Source organism: Endozoicomonas ascidiicola (assembly GCF_001646945.1).
GTDB lineage: Bacteria > Pseudomonadota > Gammaproteobacteria > Pseudomonadales > Endozoicomonadaceae > Endozoicomonas > Endozoicomonas ascidiicola.
This window is the reverse complement of record NZ_LUTV01000003.1, coordinates 40,583-58,096: the sequence shown is the minus strand read 5'-3', so window position 1 is coordinate 58,096 and position 17,514 is coordinate 40,583. Positions and strand designations below refer to the sequence as shown.

At 46.3% G+C, this 17,514-nt stretch carries 17 protein-coding genes; 5 read left to right on the top strand and 12 right to left on the bottom strand.

Annotation, left to right across the window (positions count from 1 at the left end; genetic code table 11):
• Positions 1-193 (top strand): hypothetical protein (locus AKL11_RS25895; protein WP_216636778.1); only part of this gene is annotated, 193 nt, incomplete at its 5' end.
• Between the two features lie 10 nt (positions 194-203).
• Here AKL11_RS25895 and AKL11_RS07735 read toward each other — a convergent pair.
• From AKL11_RS07735 to AKL11_RS07725, 3 genes are all read right to left on the bottom strand, one after another.
• Entirely contained in the window at positions 204-1,664 is a 1,461-nt protein-coding gene (locus AKL11_RS07735) for an SLC13 family permease (RefSeq protein ID WP_067516159.1), read from the bottom strand.
• A 119-nt stretch (positions 1,665-1,783) separates the two neighbouring features.
• Positions 1,784-3,178 (bottom strand): CoA-disulfide reductase, encoded by a 1,395-nt coding sequence (locus AKL11_RS07730; RefSeq protein ID WP_067516157.1) that lies wholly within the window; start codon positions 3,176-3,178, stop codon positions 1,784-1,786.
• Positions 3,178-4,575, bottom strand: coding sequence for an L-cystine transporter (locus tag AKL11_RS07725; protein ID WP_067516155.1), 1,398 nt, complete (start codon positions 4,573-4,575; stop codon positions 3,178-3,180). The genes AKL11_RS07730 and AKL11_RS07725 overlap by 1 nt, the downstream gene beginning before the upstream one ends.
• 616 nt (positions 4,576-5,191) lie before the next feature.
• On the opposite strand from AKL11_RS07725, the gene AKL11_RS07715 reads away from it, so the two are divergent.
• Entirely contained in the window at positions 5,192-5,614 is a 423-nt protein-coding gene (locus AKL11_RS07715; RefSeq protein WP_067516151.1) for a hypothetical protein, read from the top strand.
• A gap of 38 nt (positions 5,615-5,652) precedes the next feature.
• Here the strand turns inward: AKL11_RS07715 and AKL11_RS07710 are convergent, their stop codons facing one another.
• Complete coding sequence (locus AKL11_RS07710) at positions 5,653-6,486, bottom strand: putative RNA methyltransferase (protein ID WP_067516149.1); 834 nt, start codon at positions 6,484-6,486, stop codon at positions 5,653-5,655.
• Between the two features lie 236 nt (positions 6,487-6,722).
• On the opposite strand from AKL11_RS07710, the gene AKL11_RS07705 reads away from it, so the two are divergent.
• Positions 6,723-8,312, top strand: coding sequence for an ABC-F family ATPase (locus AKL11_RS07705; RefSeq protein ID WP_067516147.1), 1,590 nt, complete (start codon positions 6,723-6,725; stop codon positions 8,310-8,312).
• 113 nt (positions 8,313-8,425) lie between these two features.
• Positions 8,426-9,337 carry a hypothetical protein gene (locus tag AKL11_RS25075; RefSeq protein WP_157673464.1) on the top strand — a complete coding sequence of 304 codons (912 nt, stop codon included), beginning with the start codon at positions 8,426-8,428 and terminating at the stop codon, positions 9,335-9,337.
• Here AKL11_RS25075 and AKL11_RS07695 read toward each other — a convergent pair.
• The 4 genes from AKL11_RS07695 to AKL11_RS25070 all read right to left on the bottom strand — a co-directional run bounded on the left by AKL11_RS07695 (position 9,267) and on the right by AKL11_RS25070 (position 11,472).
• Positions 9,267-9,926: a pseudouridine synthase gene (locus tag AKL11_RS07695; protein ID WP_067516144.1), complete on the bottom strand. Its 660-nt coding sequence runs from the start codon at positions 9,924-9,926 to the stop codon at positions 9,267-9,269. The genes AKL11_RS25075 and AKL11_RS07695 overlap by 71 nt on opposite strands.
• Positions 9,927-10,002: 76 nt before the next feature.
• Positions 10,003-10,383: a ubiquitin carboxyl-terminal hydrolase gene (locus AKL11_RS07690; protein ID WP_067516143.1), complete on the bottom strand. Its 381-nt coding sequence runs from the start codon at positions 10,381-10,383 to the stop codon at positions 10,003-10,005.
• 201 nt (positions 10,384-10,584) lie between these two features.
• Positions 10,585-10,899, bottom strand: coding sequence for a hypothetical protein (locus tag AKL11_RS07685; RefSeq protein ID WP_067516141.1), 315 nt, complete (start codon positions 10,897-10,899; stop codon positions 10,585-10,587).
• A 396-nt stretch (positions 10,900-11,295) separates the two neighbouring features.
• Positions 11,296-11,472, bottom strand: coding sequence for a hypothetical protein (locus AKL11_RS25070; protein ID WP_157673463.1), 177 nt, complete (start codon positions 11,470-11,472; stop codon positions 11,296-11,298).
• Between the two features lie 105 nt (positions 11,473-11,577).
• Here AKL11_RS25070 and AKL11_RS07680 point away from each other — a divergent pair, with 105 nt between their 5' ends.
• Positions 11,578-12,462 carry a bile acid:sodium symporter family protein gene (locus tag AKL11_RS07680; RefSeq protein WP_067516139.1) on the top strand — a complete coding sequence of 295 codons (885 nt, stop codon included), beginning with the start codon at positions 11,578-11,580 and terminating at the stop codon, positions 12,460-12,462.
• A 42-nt stretch (positions 12,463-12,504) separates the two neighbouring features.
• Here the strand turns inward: AKL11_RS07680 and AKL11_RS07675 are convergent, their stop codons facing one another.
• The 4 genes from AKL11_RS07675 to AKL11_RS07660 all read right to left on the bottom strand — a co-directional run bounded on the left by AKL11_RS07675 (position 12,505) and on the right by AKL11_RS07660 (position 17,000).
• On the bottom strand, positions 12,505-13,551 hold the full coding sequence (locus AKL11_RS07675) for a hypothetical protein (RefSeq protein WP_067516137.1): 1,047 nt from the start codon (positions 13,549-13,551) through the stop codon (positions 12,505-12,507).
• A 33-nt stretch (positions 13,552-13,584) separates the two neighbouring features.
• Positions 13,585-14,556, bottom strand: coding sequence for a Csu type fimbrial protein (locus tag AKL11_RS07670; protein ID WP_067516134.1), 972 nt, complete (start codon positions 14,554-14,556; stop codon positions 13,585-13,587).
• Positions 14,557-14,759: 203 nt separating this feature from the next.
• The gene (locus AKL11_RS07665; protein WP_157673462.1) at positions 14,760-15,668 is read right to left on the bottom strand and encodes a hypothetical protein; all 909 of its coding nucleotides are present in this window, start codon (positions 15,666-15,668) and stop codon (positions 14,760-14,762) included.
• 264 nt (positions 15,669-15,932) lie between these two features.
• Complete coding sequence (locus AKL11_RS07660; RefSeq protein ID WP_067516130.1) at positions 15,933-17,000, bottom strand: hypothetical protein; 1,068 nt, start codon at positions 16,998-17,000, stop codon at positions 15,933-15,935.
• Positions 17,001-17,514: the final 514 nt, after the last annotated feature.

Sequence of the window (17,514 nt, the reverse complement as noted above, 5' to 3'; positions counted from 1 at the left end):
GGCATGGCTGGTTTCCTCCTTTGTATCCACTGTTTTTAATAGCAGAAAAGTAGGTCAGTCATGCCTTTTTCAGGTCAGTTTAAAAGTCGAACATCGCGTAGGTATGCATTCCCACGCGGAGCATGGGAACGAGGTTTCTGGAGTTTTGCGACGCCCTCCTAACCTAAAAAAGAAAAGCCCATCAGATTTCTGATGGGCTTTTTTTAAAGCAGAAAAGCGCCAATCAAGAAGTAACCCACAAAGGTTACTAACAAAACACCCATAATGTTCAGGGCAAAGCCCGCTTTCATCATATCGGTAATGGCCAATTTGCCAGAACCAAAGACGACAGCGTTTGGCGGTGTTGCCACGGGCATCATAAACGCAAAGCTACAAGCCAGTGCAGCCGGTGCCGCCAACAGAACCGGATCAATACCCAAGGTAACACCCAGGGCACCCATCAGTGGCAGAAAGCCTGCGGCAGTTGCCGTATTGCTGGTCAGCTCGGTGAGGAAGGTAATAACCGTCACCACAAACGCCACGACCAACAGTACCGGCATGCCATTGGCGATACTCATGGCATCCGCCACCCACGTTGCCAGCCCGGTGCTTTTGATTTGGGCTGCCAGCGTTAAACCACCACCGAAAAGCATCAATACGCCCCAGGGAATTTCCCGGGCTTTTTCCCAGGACATAACATAAACGCGCTCATCATGTTTCACCGGAATCACAAACAAGCTGATGGTCGCGGCGATGGCAATGATCGTGTCAGATAGGCCGGGAATGTAGTCTTTCAGGAATGGTCGGAAAATCCAGCAAAGGGCTGTCACCGTAAAAATAATGGCAACGGTTTTCTCGCCCCGGCTCATGGCACCAAGATCTTTCAGCTGCTTACTGATGATGTTTCGTGCTTCCGGGTTTTCTTCTTTTGAGAGCTTAAAACCAAAACGCGTCAACCAGAACCAGGCAACCACCAGCATGAGCAAGCTCATGGGTAAACCCACCATCATCCATTGGGCAAAGCCCACTTCCATGTTGTAGTTCTCGGATAGGAAGGCCGCCAACAGCGCGTTAGGCGGCGTACCAATCAACGTCGCCAAGCCGCCAATACTGGCACTGTATGCAATTGCTAACAGCAGCGCTTTGCTGAAGTCAGTATTCTCTTTTTCATCACTACCTGTGACCATAGATGCGACAGAAATACCGATCGGCAACATCATTACACTGGTTGCGGTGTTGGATACCCACATGCTCAGAAATGCAGTAGCAATCATAAAGCCAGCAATCTGGCGATCCGGCCGAACACCGGTGCGTAACATAATATGCAACGCTATTCGTTTATGCAGATTCCAGCGCTCCATCGCCATACCCAGCATAAAACCACCAAAGAACAGGTAGATCATTGGGTGAGCGTAAGGAGCAGTCACTTGTTTAATGCTGGCAATACCCAGCAATGGAATAAGCAGTATGGGCAGTAGAGAAGTCACCGGAATCGGCACCACTTCGGAGACCCACCAGATCGCCATCATGGTCGCTACGCCAACCATATACCAGGCATGGGTTTCCATACCTTCCGGTGCTGGCAGCACAATAGTGAGCAGTAGAACCAATGGTCCGGCAAAAAGAGAGAGCCAATACAGCGCCCCAGGGGAGTGTCGTTTAAATGCTGTATTATTTTTAGTCATCACCGTAAGCCTGTTGCGGTTTATACGCACATTTTCTGATATTTCAATATGAATGAATATTGATTCAGATCAATGCTTCTTCAGCAACAGGCCACTACGGGTTTTCAAAAGCACTTAATTTATCGGGCTACATTCCCTGCCACGTTGAGTACATCCCAAGTACGGGAAAATGGTGGCGCGTAGCAAAAATCCATCATGCCCAGATCATCAGTGGTCAACCCACCTTTGATGGCTGCCGCGATGGCATCCACTCGCAGCACAGCACCACGACCACCGGCAATCTGACCGCCCAGCAGTTTTTTACTGCCTGTCTCGTACACCAGCTTCACCAGAATGTCTGACTGACCCGGATAATAGCTAGTGTGATCTTTATCCTTAATGACCACTGTCTGATAATCGAGATTCGCTTCCAGCGCTTCTTTCTCACTCAGGCCCACTCTACCCGCTTCGAGACCAAGCACTTTGACACAAGCTGCACCGTAAGCGCCCGGGAATGCTTTATCAGAACCTGCCATCACTTCACCAATCAGGCGGCCCATTTTATTGGCGTAGGTTGCCAGAGGAATCCACACGGGTTTCTTAAGCTGACCGTGAACCACGGTAGCGCAATCACCCGCAGCAAAGATATTGGGGATTCGTGTTCTGCCCTGACTGTCGGTAACAATGGCGCCATTGGGCATAAATTCCAGATCGAGACTTTGAATGAAACGAGTGTTAGGTTTCACACCGGTACAGAGCACAATCAAGTCTGCAGAATAGTCACCTTTGTCAGTACTTATCTGCAGTCGTTTATCACCGGTTTCTGAAACGGCCTGAACTAATTCTTGCCAGTGACATTGCATGCCATCAGCAGTCAACGCACCCATTACCAACTCAGCCACTTCGCTATCAAATGTGGCAGCCAGAGGCAGAGGTGCATTTTCGATGAGGCGTACTGTTTTCTTCTGCCTAATCAACGCTTCCGCCATTTCCAGGCCGATGTAGCCAGCACCGATAACAACAACGTCTTTGATTTCCGGGCTGGAAATGACTTCCTTCAATCGCAAACCATCATTCATGGTTTTAACGCAGAAGGTTCGGTTATTGTTCAACAACTCAGCAAGCCCGGTAACCGGTGGAACAATGGGTTCAGCGCCCGTGGCAATCATCAATTGATCATAGGATTGTTGAACGGTTTCACCGGTTTCCAGATTTCTGGCGTGAACCACTTGCTGGTCTGTATCGATATTAAGAACCTGATGTCGTATGCGAACATCCACTCCCCGGGCAGCGAACTGCTCCGGGGTGAATTCCGACATCTCTTTAGCATCGGAAAAAAAGTCGCCCACATAGTAAGGCAAACCACAGGCACCGAAGGAAATAACATCCGATTGTTCAAAAACGACAATCGTTGCATTTTTAGCCGCACGGCGAGCTTTGGCAGCGGCACTCATGCCCGCTGCCTCGCCACCGATGATGACGATTCTGGTCTTTTCAGAGCTATCAGAATCGCCGGATTGATTGAGGGCAGACATCAGGAGACGGTATCCATATCCAGTTCAGGGGAATCGTTACTGTTGAATGTGTCCATATTCACCTCACCCATGGCACGACCACCCACAAAACCGGTGGTAATGGCACCACTGACGTTGACTGCGGTACGACCCATATCAATCAGAGGTTCGATGGAAATCAGCAAGCCAGCCAGTTCAACAGGAAGGCCAAGGGCAGATAGAACGATCAGCGCCGCAAAGGTAGCACCACCGCCAACACCAGCAACACCGAATGAACCAATGGCAATGGTGACAATCAAAGTACCAATAAAGCTGAAACTGGTTGGATCCACACCCACCGTTGGCGCAATCATCACCGCCAACATGGCAGGATAAATACCGGCACAGCCATTCTGACCAATTGTCGTGCCGAATGAAGCGGCAAAGTTGGAAACACCTTCAGAGACACCTAAACGCTGGGTTAGTGTCTGAATAGTCAATGGCATCGTGCCCGCACTGCTTCGGGAGGTAAATGCAAAAGTCAGGGCCGGCAGAATCTTGCGAATAAACTGCACCGGGCTGGCACCGACCATGGTGACCATAATCAGATGCACGACGAAAACGGCGATCAGCGCAGTATATGAAGCAATAACAAATTGGATCAGTTGCAGAATGTCAGAGATGTTACTGCCCGCGACGACTTTGGTCATCAACGCAAGGATGCCAAACGGCGTCAGTCGTAAAACCAGCGTCACCATGCGCATGACAATGGCATGTGCAACTTCAACAAAGCTCTCAAATTTTCCAGCGATCACTGCTTCCTTTCGATGCAGGCCAAGCACGGCAACACCAATAAACGCGGAGAAAATGACCACACCAATAATCGAAGTGCTGCGCGCACCGGTCATATCAAGGAATGGGTTTGCAGGGATCAGGCTGACCAGCATACCCGGGATAGACAGGTTCTCTACACGGGCGACAGTTGTCAGAAGCTGTTCACCTCGCGCCGCTTCTCTGGCACCGGTGGTAATCGCTTCGGCACTCAAACCAAAGCCGAGCGCAGCAACGATACCGATGACGGCGGCAATAGAAACCGTGATCATCAACAGCGCCAGAATCCAGCCACTGATTCGCCCAAGAGCGCCAGCACCTTTAAGTTTTAATATGGCGGAGATCACCGACACCATCACCAATGGCACCACAATCATTTTCAGCAGGCCAACATAACCATTGCCAATGATGTTGAACCAACCGATGGACTCCGTCAGGGTTTCAGAGGGGAAACCATAAAAGACCTGAAGGCAGGCGCCGTAGGCAACGCCCATGCCCAGAGCAATGAAAACCCGCCGGGTAAACGGCATGTATTTTTTCTGGAAGTGGTAGAGGACGTAGAGCAGCCCTACCATAATCGAAATATTGACCAGCACAGCTAAAGACATGGTGCTTATTCCCTGTTTTTGATGTTTTATCGGTTAAATTAAGACTGGTTTTTTACGCGAAAAGCCCTGAAGGCCTTTATAAAGAAGCCATTTCAGAATAACAGCAACTGGAGGTTAAGATCACAAACATACTACTTTAGTTCCACTTGAATGTGGCGAGCGATTATCTCTGCTGAATATAAGCGCATTATTCAGTAACTCCCAGACTTTGCCTACCCCCTTAGCTTGCTGATTTTTAGACTATTTTTTATTAAAAAACTGTTTTTTGGTAATAAGAGCCCAACTTTTATCTTTCTCAGGAGGCTGTTGCAAACCCTTGGGAACCTCGTTCCCATGCTCCGCGTGGGAATGCATACCCCCTTAATTTTCAAAGAGATAGACATATGGATTCCCACGCAATACCCAAAGGGCATAAAAGCATGGGAACCAGGGCTTTTGCGACACTTCTCAGATGTGATGAACCTGAGCATTAGTTTGAGGCTCCGGCAGAAATGTAAAGAAAGACTCACCAGGTAAAAATACTGCCTTACATCAACTTTACGCATCTTTACTGGTGATATAACTGAGCCATGGCCTCAGCCTACTCTGGATAGGGGCTCTGGATAGGGGGTGTATCATGTCTCATGCCATTATCAGCAGTGCCGTAAAAAGTGAACGCGATCTGTTTGCGCTGCTGGCACTTAAATCAGATGTTTTACTGGCAGTTGTTCTAGCACTTGCGATTATTCAACTGACTCTTAATGGCAGTAGTGTTGCTCCCATCGTTTTACTGGCGGGCTCATTGCTTTCTATTGGGATCATGACCGGGCTGGACAAAGGCGCAAGACGTCTGATGTCAGGGCTTCTCAGTCATATACCTTACGTCTTTGGTATCTACCTGTTCTTTTTTGAAGGGTTTGTTCGCTTAACCGGGCTGCTAACCGACTTCTCTGTACTGAATGTCATTCTTGTTCTTTTCTTTTTTGTTGCCGGCAATAGCATTGCCACCGCCGGGTACAACACGATCCTTTATGCTAAAAGGCTTAAGCAGTCTCACTGATTGCTCTTTAGAAAAATGATTAAAGGTGACTCGAACAGTCACCTCTTTTGTAAAACCGAAACACGCATCTCCAGCTCACATTCGAGACTTGTCAGCTGCTCGAGCTTCTCTTTCTGCTCTGGTTTTACATGCCAGTAATGGGGCGTCATAGTGAGCAGATCCATAATGGTTTCTGCGCCTTCCAGCACCATGCATTCTTTAACCTCTTCACTGTTCACCAACGACAGGTTTTCAGGTAAATCCTGCACCCGTTTATCTTCCGGGTAGGGTCGGACATCCTGATAAATTAGCTGCCTGAGTGCCAGCAAATGGTGCTGACCAGGCGTCACCATCAAAACATGCCCACCAGGTTTCAGCAGCCGGGCAAACTCTTGCCAGTCGGTTCGGGAGAACACTGAGATGATTACATCAAACTGATTACCCATAAGAGGTAGCTGACTGACACTGGCCACCAGCCACTCAATATCTTTACTGCGACGACAGGCCGATAAAATAGCGGGCTTGGAAATATCAACGCCACACACATCGCTGCCTGACACCTTCTGTTGAATTTCCGCGGTGTAGAATCCTTCCCCACATCCGGCATCAAGAATTCGAATTTTCTCACCACCAACATGACCACCAACATGGTGAATGAGTTCAACCAATTTATTCACAACCGGCTGATAATGCCCTTTGCTTAAAAACCGGGCGCGAGCTGCCACCATGTCGTTATCATCACCCGGCTGCTTACTTTTCTTTTTATGACTGGGTAAGAGATTCAGATACCCCTGACGGGCGCGATCAAATTGATGGCTACCAGGGCAACAAACACCAGAAGGCGTAGTGGCGAGGCTTTCATGACAAATAGGGCAACACAGCTGAATCGGCATTAGGTTAGATGCTGTACAATAAATCCGCAGTGTAACCCGATCCGGATGATAATCAATATCAGGTCTACAGCTCTTTCACACTGAATTGATATTTTTGCAAAGCTGGTCGATAGTGATTTCCGGACAATCATTTCTAAAATAGCATAAAGAAAAAGCCAATTACCTATTGGCTGGAGGCCGTAGCCAAGGTAGTCTGCGCCGCTTTACTTTTAAAATACTCAGCACAGGACACCAAATTGATTTCAACAGCTAATATCACCATGCAGTTCGGTGACAAACCCCTCTTTGAGGATATCTCCGTCAAGTTTGGCGAAGGCAACCGTTACGGACTTATTGGTGCCAATGGTTGTGGTAAATCAACCTTTATGAAGATTCTGGGCGGCGAATTGGAAGCGTCTTCCGGTAACGTCAATAAAGACTCCAACGAGCGCATGGCGAAGCTGAGTCAGGATCAGTGGGCTTACGAAGAATACACCGTTATCGACACGGTCATTATGGGTCACGCTGAACTGTGGAAAGTGAAAGCAGAACGCGACGCCATTTATGCCAAAGCCGATATGACTGAAGAAGAAGGCATGCGCGTTGCGGATCTGGAAGTTCAGTTCGGTGAAATGGACGGTTATTCCGCCGAAGCTCGTGCCGGTGAACTGCTGCTGGGCCTGGATATTCCTATCGAACAGCATTACGGCCTGATGAGCGCGGTTGCTCCGGGCTGGAAACTGCGCGTGTTGCTGGCTCAGGTTCTGTTTGCTGATCCAGACATTATGTTGCTGGACGAACCGACCAACAACCTGGACATCAACGCTATCCGCTGGCTGGAAGATATTCTCAAGCAGCGCGATTGCACCATGATCATCATTTCCCACGACCGTCACTTCCTGAACAGTGTGTGTACGCACATGGCGGATCTGGACTACGGCAAGCTGCAAATCATGCCGGGTAACTACGATGAGTACATGACGGCGGCGACTCAGGTGCGTGAGCGCATGCAGGCTGACAACGCTCGTAAGAAAGCGCAAATTGCCGAACTGCAGTCATTCGTCAGCCGTTTCTCTGCCAACGCTTCCAAGGCACGACAGGCGACTTCCCGCGCCAAGCAGATCGACAAAATTCAGCTGGCTGAAATCAAACCTTCCAGCCGCCAGAACCCGTTCATCCGCTTTGAGCAGGAAAAGAAACTGTTCCGGAATGCGCTGGTCGTCGAGAAGATGAGCCAGGGTTATGAAGATGACCTGTTCAAAAACGTCAACCTGATGGTGGAAGTGGGCGAACGTATTGCCATTATCGGTCAGAACGGTATCGGTAAAACAACGTTGCTGCACACGCTGGCGGGTAAAATGGCGCCACGTTCCGGTGAGTTCCAGTGGTCAGAAAACGCCAACATTGGTTACTACGCGCAGAATCACAGTTCTGACTTTGAATTGGATATGAATCTGTTCGCCTGGATGAGCCAGTGGATGAACGAAGGCGACGATGAGCAGGTAATTCGTGGCGTACTCGGTCGGATGTTGTTTTCACAAAGTGATCTGAAAAAATCCGTAAAGGTGATTTCCGGTGGTGAACAGGGTCGTATGTTATTTGGCAAGCTTATACAACAGCGTCCAAATATTCTGCTGATGGATGAGCCGACTAACCACATGGATATGGAATCCATCGAATCTCTCAACCTTGCATTGGAAAACTATCCGGGCACGCTGATGTTTGTTTCTCACGATCGTCAGTTTGTATCGTCATTGGCAACTCGCATCATCGAGATAAACGACTCTGGTGTTGTGGATTTCCATGGAACATACGACGACTATCTTCGTAGCCAAGGCGTTGAATAAAATCTTTTGAGAAAAACAGGGAACTTGCTCGCCAAGTTTCCTGTCAGAGATGGGCGAAAAGCACTTTATATCCTCACTATATCATTGAGTTTATTGCTTTATAGGTTGCCCAAATGTCACTACCATCCCCTGTTCCTAATGCTAGCAACTCCTCTGACTCTCTACCTGGCTTAGCGCCAAAATCTTCTGAAGATCAATGTTGTAAAGGAAGAGTGAGCGGCAGAGATGTTGCCAAAACTGTGGGTATCGCCATACTCAGTGCAGCTCCAGCTGGAGTTACAGCCTTTGCCCTGACAACTGCTGCAGGGGCTGCCGTTGGCGTGCCTGTTGGTGCGGTTGTTGGTTGCGTTATTGGAGGCGTCGCCTACTATTGTATTTTTCGTAGAGACTGCAAACCTGCAGATATCGAAAACTTCTTTAACAATCCCAAAAAACACAATAGAGAGCCTGATAGTCACAGCTTAAATGGCAATTCTACTCAAACTCACTTATCGTCAAGGGCATCAGTAGCTAGTGACGATAATCGCCTAGATACACCTAAAAACTCCACATCAGAAAAGACACCTAAAAAGACCTCTTTCTTGCACCTCTGCAACCCATTTAAAAGCTCATACAAGGTAAAAGAAGCGCCGCCTGAACGTGAATTTGAGTTACAAGAACTTGTAAAAGAAATTCCTTCTTCTAGCACATCAAAGTATGAAGCAAATATACCAACGCCGACTCACTCGCCTCATAGCTCCTCTGACTCTATAGCTCCGGCAATAAAAGATAACGAGAGTACGTCCTTTGGTGGCTCTCAAACTTTGATTAATGAAACAGAAAAGCTGCCCAAGAAAAAGTTTGAGGAATTCTCTAATCTATTTTCTTGCCTACACAAACCAAGAGAAAAAGATAGTGAGGAAAGCGCCTCCATAGCATCTCATACCTCGGGAGGCTCAAACAAAATAGCCTCCCCTAAAACGACACCTGCGCAACAAAGCTCATCCTCTCACGTGTCGATGGGTGATAAACCAAAAGACGGCTAGCGTGTAAGTGCAATCTTTCACTGGCATATCTTGCTGCAGGGTGCGCATAAAACTCGCACCCAATGATTGGGTGTCCAATTTCAGCCATATGCACTCTGAGCTGGTGAGACCTCCCGGTAATCGGTTTTAGCAAAACCCGATGGATATCATCACTTTTACTTTCCAGAAAATGGAAGTGCGTTAGTGATGGTTTACCCAACTCAAAATCCACCATCTGTTTTGGCCGATTTGGCCAGTCACAACGAAGTGGAAGATCCACACTGCCTTCTTGAGATGCCAGCTTTCCCCATACATCGGCGATGTATTCTTTTTCTACTTCGCGGTTCTGAAATTGAATACTGAGCGCTCGATGACTTTCAATATTCAGAGCAAACACCATTAAACCCGATGTGGACATGTCCAGACGGTGAACGACTCGCGTTTCAGGATTGATTTTCTGAAGCCGCGACAAGGCGCTGTCACGGTCATTTGGCGGTTTCCCTGGCACACTGAGTAAGCCTGACGGCTTGTTTACCACGACAATATGATCGTCACGATAAAGCTCAGTTAGGAGGTCATGGCAATCGGGGACAATATATGTTTCTTTCATCCCTGAATTATCAGGGATGATGGGAAGAGAGTCATCTGGGGAATGTGCTGACTAACAGCTATGAACTGTAAAAATGTTATTCACTAACCTTCTCATAGAATAACAGATAAGGTTGTCCACGCACTGTCGACAGCTGACCAATTGTGCTTACACTGCTGTCATCATGAAGCCACCACTGATCTTTTTCGTCAATTTTTGCATGATTGACAGCTGCAGTATAATGTCTACCATCTGACTCACCACCAATGTGCAAACAAACACTTTTTAAACGCAGTGTGATTTTTTTTTCTTGTCCCAACTCTTTATCAATCACAGAAATGGTTAATGGCCGGTCGAGTTGTGCTTTAAGAGCCTCTGTTTCTGGAACCAGTTTTCTTGATTGACCTTCAGTGCCTCCGATACCTGCTGCATAGGACTTAAGCAGAATCGGCAAGGTATTAAACGTTTTTGTATCCACAAAGAGTTGATTTTAAGTCTCGCATTTCAGTGAGTCAATCCCCCTCCCCGCAATCCAGGACTCCAGAGCCTTATAATTTCCTTTTTGATAGTTTGCGTCTTTCCAGCGCTCAGGGGGCGGTATGTTATCTCCCATATCGAGCTCAGCACGATTATTTTGTTCATCATTAATGAGCTCCTGAAGGGAAAGGTACTGCCCTTTTTAAAGTGAAATTTTAAAAATATGATCGATATCTGGCGAACCTACTGGTGTTGAAACATTCACATCATCTCCAGCGGATATATGATGCATTGTCGCTGTTGAGAGAATGGAGCCAGTATAGTTTTCTTTGATCTGCAACACATCCATAAGCTCATTAATGAACTCAGTAACATCGTGTTGAATGATGGCACTTCCCTCTATTCTTGGATCTTTGGGAAAAATAAACTTAAAATTCCGATTATCCTTGTTTATTCCATAATCAAAACACGCACCAAACAAGGTCTTCAATGGCGCCTGATATAAGTAGTTAACCACCTGAAATCATATTTTCTGACTCATTGATCAGGCCCTCTGACTGCGTTGCAACTCTGGTCACATAGCTCGCTATGCTCCCACCGTTGCGCCTTGCAGAGAACCTGGTCAACAAGACAGAAATATTCGATTCCAAATGGCCAACTACTTACCTGAGCTGTGTTGTTCGGTGTTAGATTGCTCTCTGACAAAAAGCTGTGACGTAGATTCAAGAGTGCATTGCGAATAGGGTCACGATTCTCGTCAAGAGTTATAGAGGCGAGAGTTGCGAAAAAAGAATCAGGGTATCCATAGGAAAGTGGAAGGGAAGATCATACCATCGTCATCTCCGCGAAGGCGGAGATTCACTGTCGTTGTGGATTCCCGCCTTCGCGAGAATGACGGGGTGCTGGTATTTTCTTAAATGCCACTTCCCTTAGCTCGTTGCCCACCAGTCACCAGAATAAACCGGATAAAGCAGGCCATAAGAAAGCCCGAAGTGTTAGTGAATACTTCGGGCTTTCTTATGGCATTTTGATCCAACAAAGGTGTTGGCAAAGTGCAGATATCCCTCCCGATTAAAATATACCTACCCATTTCTCACTTCTTTATCCGAAAGAAATTCACCATTGTGTTATTGGCTGAAAGGCTGCAGAATCACAAAACAAAGAAAAATAACAAAGTAAAACAAGGATTTCACCCATGTATCAGGCACTCGTTGGGATAGGGCTACCCGTTGCTCTTATTCTCATCATGATCGGCGTTGGGCTAAGCCTCACCTCTAAAGATTTCACCCGCGTTTTCATGCAGCCAAAAGCGTTTCTGGTCGGGATTGTCTGCCAGATGTTGCTTCTACCTTTAGTGGCGATTGTCATCATTGACCTTACCGGGCTAACCGGTGAAGTGGCGATTGGTTTGTTTATTCTGGCGTTATGTCCAGGCGGAACCACCTCTAACCTCTACAGTCTTCTGGCAAAAGCTGACGTTGGTCTTTCAATTTCACTGACGGTGATTGCCGGGTTTGTCACCACCTTTACCATTCCGTTGTTGGGCAACTGGGCTATTTATCACTATGCGGGCGCAGACTCTCAGTTTGAATTACCGGTTCTGGAAACCTGGATCAAATTGATGGCGATCTCGGTGATTCCTATTTTGATTGGCATGGGCATTCGTGTGCAGTGGGAGAATTTTGCTGATAAAGCTGAGCCTTACGTGAACAAATTCTCAGCAGCTTTGCTGGGGTTGATGATTGTCAGTATTGCGTTTGAACTGGGAGAGAGTGTTGTTGATTATCTGGCTCAAGCGGGTATTGCTGCACTGTCGTTGAATGTGCTTACCATGGTGTTGGGTTATCTGGTGGGTAAATGGCTGGTGGATAATGACCAGCAGGTTCGCACTATCTGCCTTGAAGTGGGCTTGCAGAACGGCACATTAGCTCTGTTGGTCACAGTGACTATTCTGGAAAGCGCGCCAATGTCTGTTGGGCCAAGTGTTTATAGCCTGCTGATGTTTGTGACCGCTTCTCTGTTCACGATGGTGACATTGAGAAAAGACAGGGCAACAAAGCCAGAAGTTGCCGCCTCATGACCAGTGACTGCCTGAGCTCATAAAGCTAAGGCAGTCGAGATATCAAATAGGTGCAACAATCAAATAAGCGGTATCTTTGTATAAGCCTGCAGGCTTGCCTTCAATGTTTGAGTCTGAAATAGATACCCTTAATCGCATATTGTCGCTATTACCGCTATCGCAAAGAAGCGTGTTCGATGCCTTCCATGAGTCATTAGCAATGTAGTCACCGCTTTCTATCAACGAGGTAAGGCTACCATTACCATTGCTTTTCCCTGAGCCAATAGAGAGCACGTATGGGATGTCGTTATTGCCGTTTGATAGTAAGAATTGACCTGATCCGTTACTACTTTCACCCCGAATTTTGAATTTAGTAGTCCCAAAACCGAAAACACAAAATTTTTGCTCTGCCTGAGCATTGTCTCCGCTGACATGAGTAATGGTCATATCCTGAAGGCCAGATATTTGTACGACGGGTATAAATTCCAGCGCAATGTTAAACGTCACCGATGCTGTTAAAAGGGGGCCGGTTGTGCGCTGAGCTGTCAGGGTGAAGCTTCCGTTGAAAGTATCTGTCGTTGCACTGGAAAAGATATCAGTGCGTTTAACGCTGGCGTGGATGACGAACTCATTGTTTTTGCAGTTTCTATAAAGTCTATTGTTCTTGTTGTCTGTTTCGATGCGTAATGGCGTATTGGCAAGGTCGAAGTTGTTAACTTCATTTTGATGAGCATCGCCTTCAGCTGCGGAAATTGTCAATGTAATAGGCAGCTGAGTGCCTGAGCCGTTGGCCAGGAAGTAGTCATTTTCAGCAGTCACCGGCGAGGCTTGGGAGAACCGTATTTCATAATCATCCAGATCACGGGGATTACGCTCTGTGTAGGCAATGATACAAAATCGTCGTCCATCCATAGCGGCTTCAGTTTCACCGCTGGTAATTTCTGTGCCGCCCCATTTTCCCAAGTTGATATTGAACAGGCGCTTGATTTTTATTGCCGATTTTCCTCTGCTATCGCAGTCTGCGTCCGCTTTATTACAGTCGCTATCGGCATAAGCTATTGTGCTAAAGGTAATCCAGAGGATTGCAAAGAGAGACAGTCGATACGTCACAGCTCAACACCTCAGCTTGATATATTATTTTATTTATATGGCCATGACTGTGAGAGTGACAGAGTCAGAATAAACGCCGGCGTTTGTGCTTTGTCCGGCAGGAACATGAACGGTTAACGACATATTTCGTCCACCCTCACTTTCACAGCTTTGACTTATTGAGCCATTCCAAGCGCCAGTGTAATTCCCCGGCGGAAGAGAGACAATGTTGTTCGTATTACTTCGATGATTCAGTTGGAGCTCATAGCTGATCGAGCTACTGCCTTGTTTCAGGCTATAAGTACTTGGATTATTGGCACCCTGTGCCTTTAATTGGAACTGGCTCCCCCCTTGGGAGAAAACACAGAAGTGCATCGGTGTACTTGTGAGTCTTTCAGCATAAACGTTGGAGCTTGTCAGCGTAATGGAATCTAGCCCGCTAATTTTTATTCGCTCAGGTACATTAACGTCAAAGGTGAACGTAGTGTTGTCGGTGAAGGATTGAGCGCCATCACGCTCAGCTCCGGTGAGTGTGAATTTTGAACGATAAGTGCCGGGTAGTGCGGATTCCATATCTTGTTGAAAGATTGTAAACCTGATTTCAGCGTCAACAGGGCGATAGTCGCCAGGATTGAGGGCACTGGTTTCCTGACGGGTTATCTGGATATTATGATTGCTGCCCTGGTTAAATAATACCTCGCCAAATATCAGGTTGGTACTGGGCTGAAGATCATTCTCCTGTCGCGTCAGAGTATAGCTATCGCCTTGAAGGAAATAATTCTCTTCCTGATCATACCATGTGCAACCAAACCAGCCGCTCGGTGCCAAGCCATAGCAGGACTGAAATGATAAAGGAATAGTGATCACCATATCCCCATTTACCCAGGGAGCAGTAATAGCCTGATAATTGTCCTGACCAAATTGAAAAAATGCCTGTACGTTTTGGATACTTAAAAAAGAGGCTAGGAGAAGGAGTTTTTTGAATGTCCGTAAATACTCAAAATTTTCATATACGACGAATTTCATATAAATATTTCATGCCAGCTTATAGTTATTATTGCTGGTATATTTACATATAAAAAACGTGATGTTAATCACGATTTTCATCGTTGTATATTTTGATGACTAAGAAGTAGTTTAATTGCTATTTTGTTATAAAAGGTCGAATCACTCCACTCCACTCCACTCCACTCCACTCCACTCCACTCCACTCCACTCCAAAGCCGTCCTTATGGTTCAGTTGAAACCGTTAAAGTCACAGTATCTTCATAAACACCAGCTGAAGCAGGGGATGAACTTAAAAAGATTTTCAGTTTAGCGTTATAACCAAGGTTGCAACTTTCATCATTGCTGCCTTCAGCAGTGTACATTTGTCCAGGTAGCAGTACATTGCCAGATTGTTCAAATAACATGGAGTAGCTGGCAAGTTCCTGTCCATTGGATAAATGAAATTGATTTCCAGTGTCGTGCTGCCCATTTGCTTTAAGGGCGTAAGTGCCGCCATTGGATTTGTAGACACAGAATGGCATTTCAACGGCACTGCTGAGATCGCTATTATTAGTAGTCAGTATGCGATCTTTTAGTTTACTGATTTTGACTTTTACCTCTTCACCAAAACCAATAAAGAGTGGTTCGGAGTCACACGTCTGCTGATTTTTATCTTTTACCACCAGATGTAAGCTGTTCCATTTTCCCAGCTGTGCATTGTTAAGGTTATTGAGCTGGGTTCTGTTAATTTTAAAAGTAAAACGTGGTTTCAGTTGTTTGTGATAATTTAGTGTGGTGATCTCACAGCCATTGCTCCATGTACCAAAATCGAATTTCTTAAGGCAGCTATTGTCGCCACTGTTATCTGAAAAAGCGATTTGTCCTGGGATGACACTTCTTAGATTCGCCTGATGAACCGGGCTATTAACATCACTGCTACAGGAGGTCATTGGCCCAATAGAAAATGCAAATTGATAGTCGTATATTCTTTTGAAATCGATGGTCGATTGAAATGAATACTCTACATTCCCACTTCCTATGGGCACAGGCGGAGTTGTAATTGGGCTTTGAATAGTAATGCTTTTAGAGTTATGCCCTAAGGCATTCCCTGACAGTGCAAGTACAGCAAGCATAAGTATTATGGTTTTCATGGTCGGATGCTTACAGGTCGAATTAGAATTTTTACTGTTTCAGTTTTAAGCTGAATGCCTGTTAAGTATCGACAGAGTTGACAATGGTGGCAGTGAAAAGCAAAAAGGGGTGGGCGGTGAATATGTTCATATGAATTACCTTATCCGTGGTAGTAAACTAAATGGCTCGTGCACGGAGGCTCAGCTCCATTCCTTTGCACAACCGTCTACCAGTGTATACCGGTTATTGGTGTGCATGCAAAATAGTGGAGCCGATATGGACTTTTATCTAGGGGAAACGATGATAGTCATTGTGTCTTTATAAATTCCGGGAGGGAGAGGACCCATATCATCAGTTCGTAGTCTTACGGTAAAGAGATTATTATTTCTGCCACTGCAATCTTCCGATGTTTTATGAGCATCCAATAAGATATTAGGCTTTTCTCCTTCTGTTCTTATTAATGACCCTCTCCAGCTTGTGCCTGTGTCATGCTTCAGCCATATCTGGTAATGCACAATGTGGCCGGCATGATTGCTTAAATGGAAAGCTTCACCCGGTGCAGAGTTCAGTCCCTCAAAATTTATGGCTGCGGCACCGGTATTGCTATAAACGCATATATTTTGTGTCACTTTCGGTATATTTGGTGAGATAAGATCCTGTTCAGTGAATGAAACATCTTTAAGACCGGATACCCTCACTTTGGCATTATTATTTATAGTTCCTTCGACTTTAATAGAATCATTGTAGCTGCACTTATGGTTACCGAACCAGCCAACAATATAAAACTCAATAGTCTTTATGCCAGGAGTTCCTTGATTTTCCAAAAACTCAGGCCAGATCTGGATATCAAAATCAGCCGATAATAATGCTTCACTGGACGTGTTATTGCTCTGAGTTGGCCATTGTGTTTGGTTTCCAGCCCATTGGCCAATGTTAAAACTAATCTTATTACTGGAAAGATCGGTTACATAATATGCTTGCCCACCTTGATTTGCGCCCATTGAATCAGCAAGCCCGTTGTTACCCTTTGGCCACACGGTAATACCTTCGGTTCCATTGCTGCCTCCTGAAGCAGCTTCATCAGAAAAGCCCAGTCGAAAATGGGTGGGCTGATTGCCGCATGCATGGTTATCTCTTGAGAGTTTGAAGGTAAGCTGAACTTTTCCGTTTACCTTGCCATCATTTGTTGAGTTGTCGGGGTCGATGGGATCCATGATGGCTGAAATCATTTCTATTTTCCCCCATGCTGCTCCGCTTACGCCCATGGCTATACATAAGATGAGGGTGGTAAGGTATTTCCAGTAGCTTTTACTGAGCAGGCTGGTTAGCGGTAACAACACTAAATCACGCATAATTTTCCAAATCTGCTGGAACTTAAGTTGAACGATGCTGCGTAGTTAACCTGCAAGTGTACCCGGTGTCTTGGCCTTCTGATGAGTGCCGAAGAGCAGCTAGTGTAGGGAAGTGTTAATACTCATACCGTTCACACTGAGCGGAGTCGAAGTGTGGTGCCTCGATCCTTCGGCTCCGCTCAGGATGAGCGTGTGTGTCTTATAACGCTTGGCTGCACTAGCAATCTTTTGGGTATATAAATCTACCAACAGGGAAAGCCCTCCACTGTATGCTGCCCTAAAAAAGCAGGCAGAAAAGTTATACGGCTTTAAGCTTTTAAGTACCCAACCATATGAAATCATATTTTCTGGTTCAGTGGTCAGCCACTCTCGGCAACTTGCTCCTGCGTTGCTCTATCTCCTGCATCCATGCAGTCGTACGGCGTTACATCTGCGATCACATAGCTACGGCTATGCTCACTCCGATGCGCCTTGCACAGTAACTAACCACTTAGCCAGAAATATTCGATTTCAT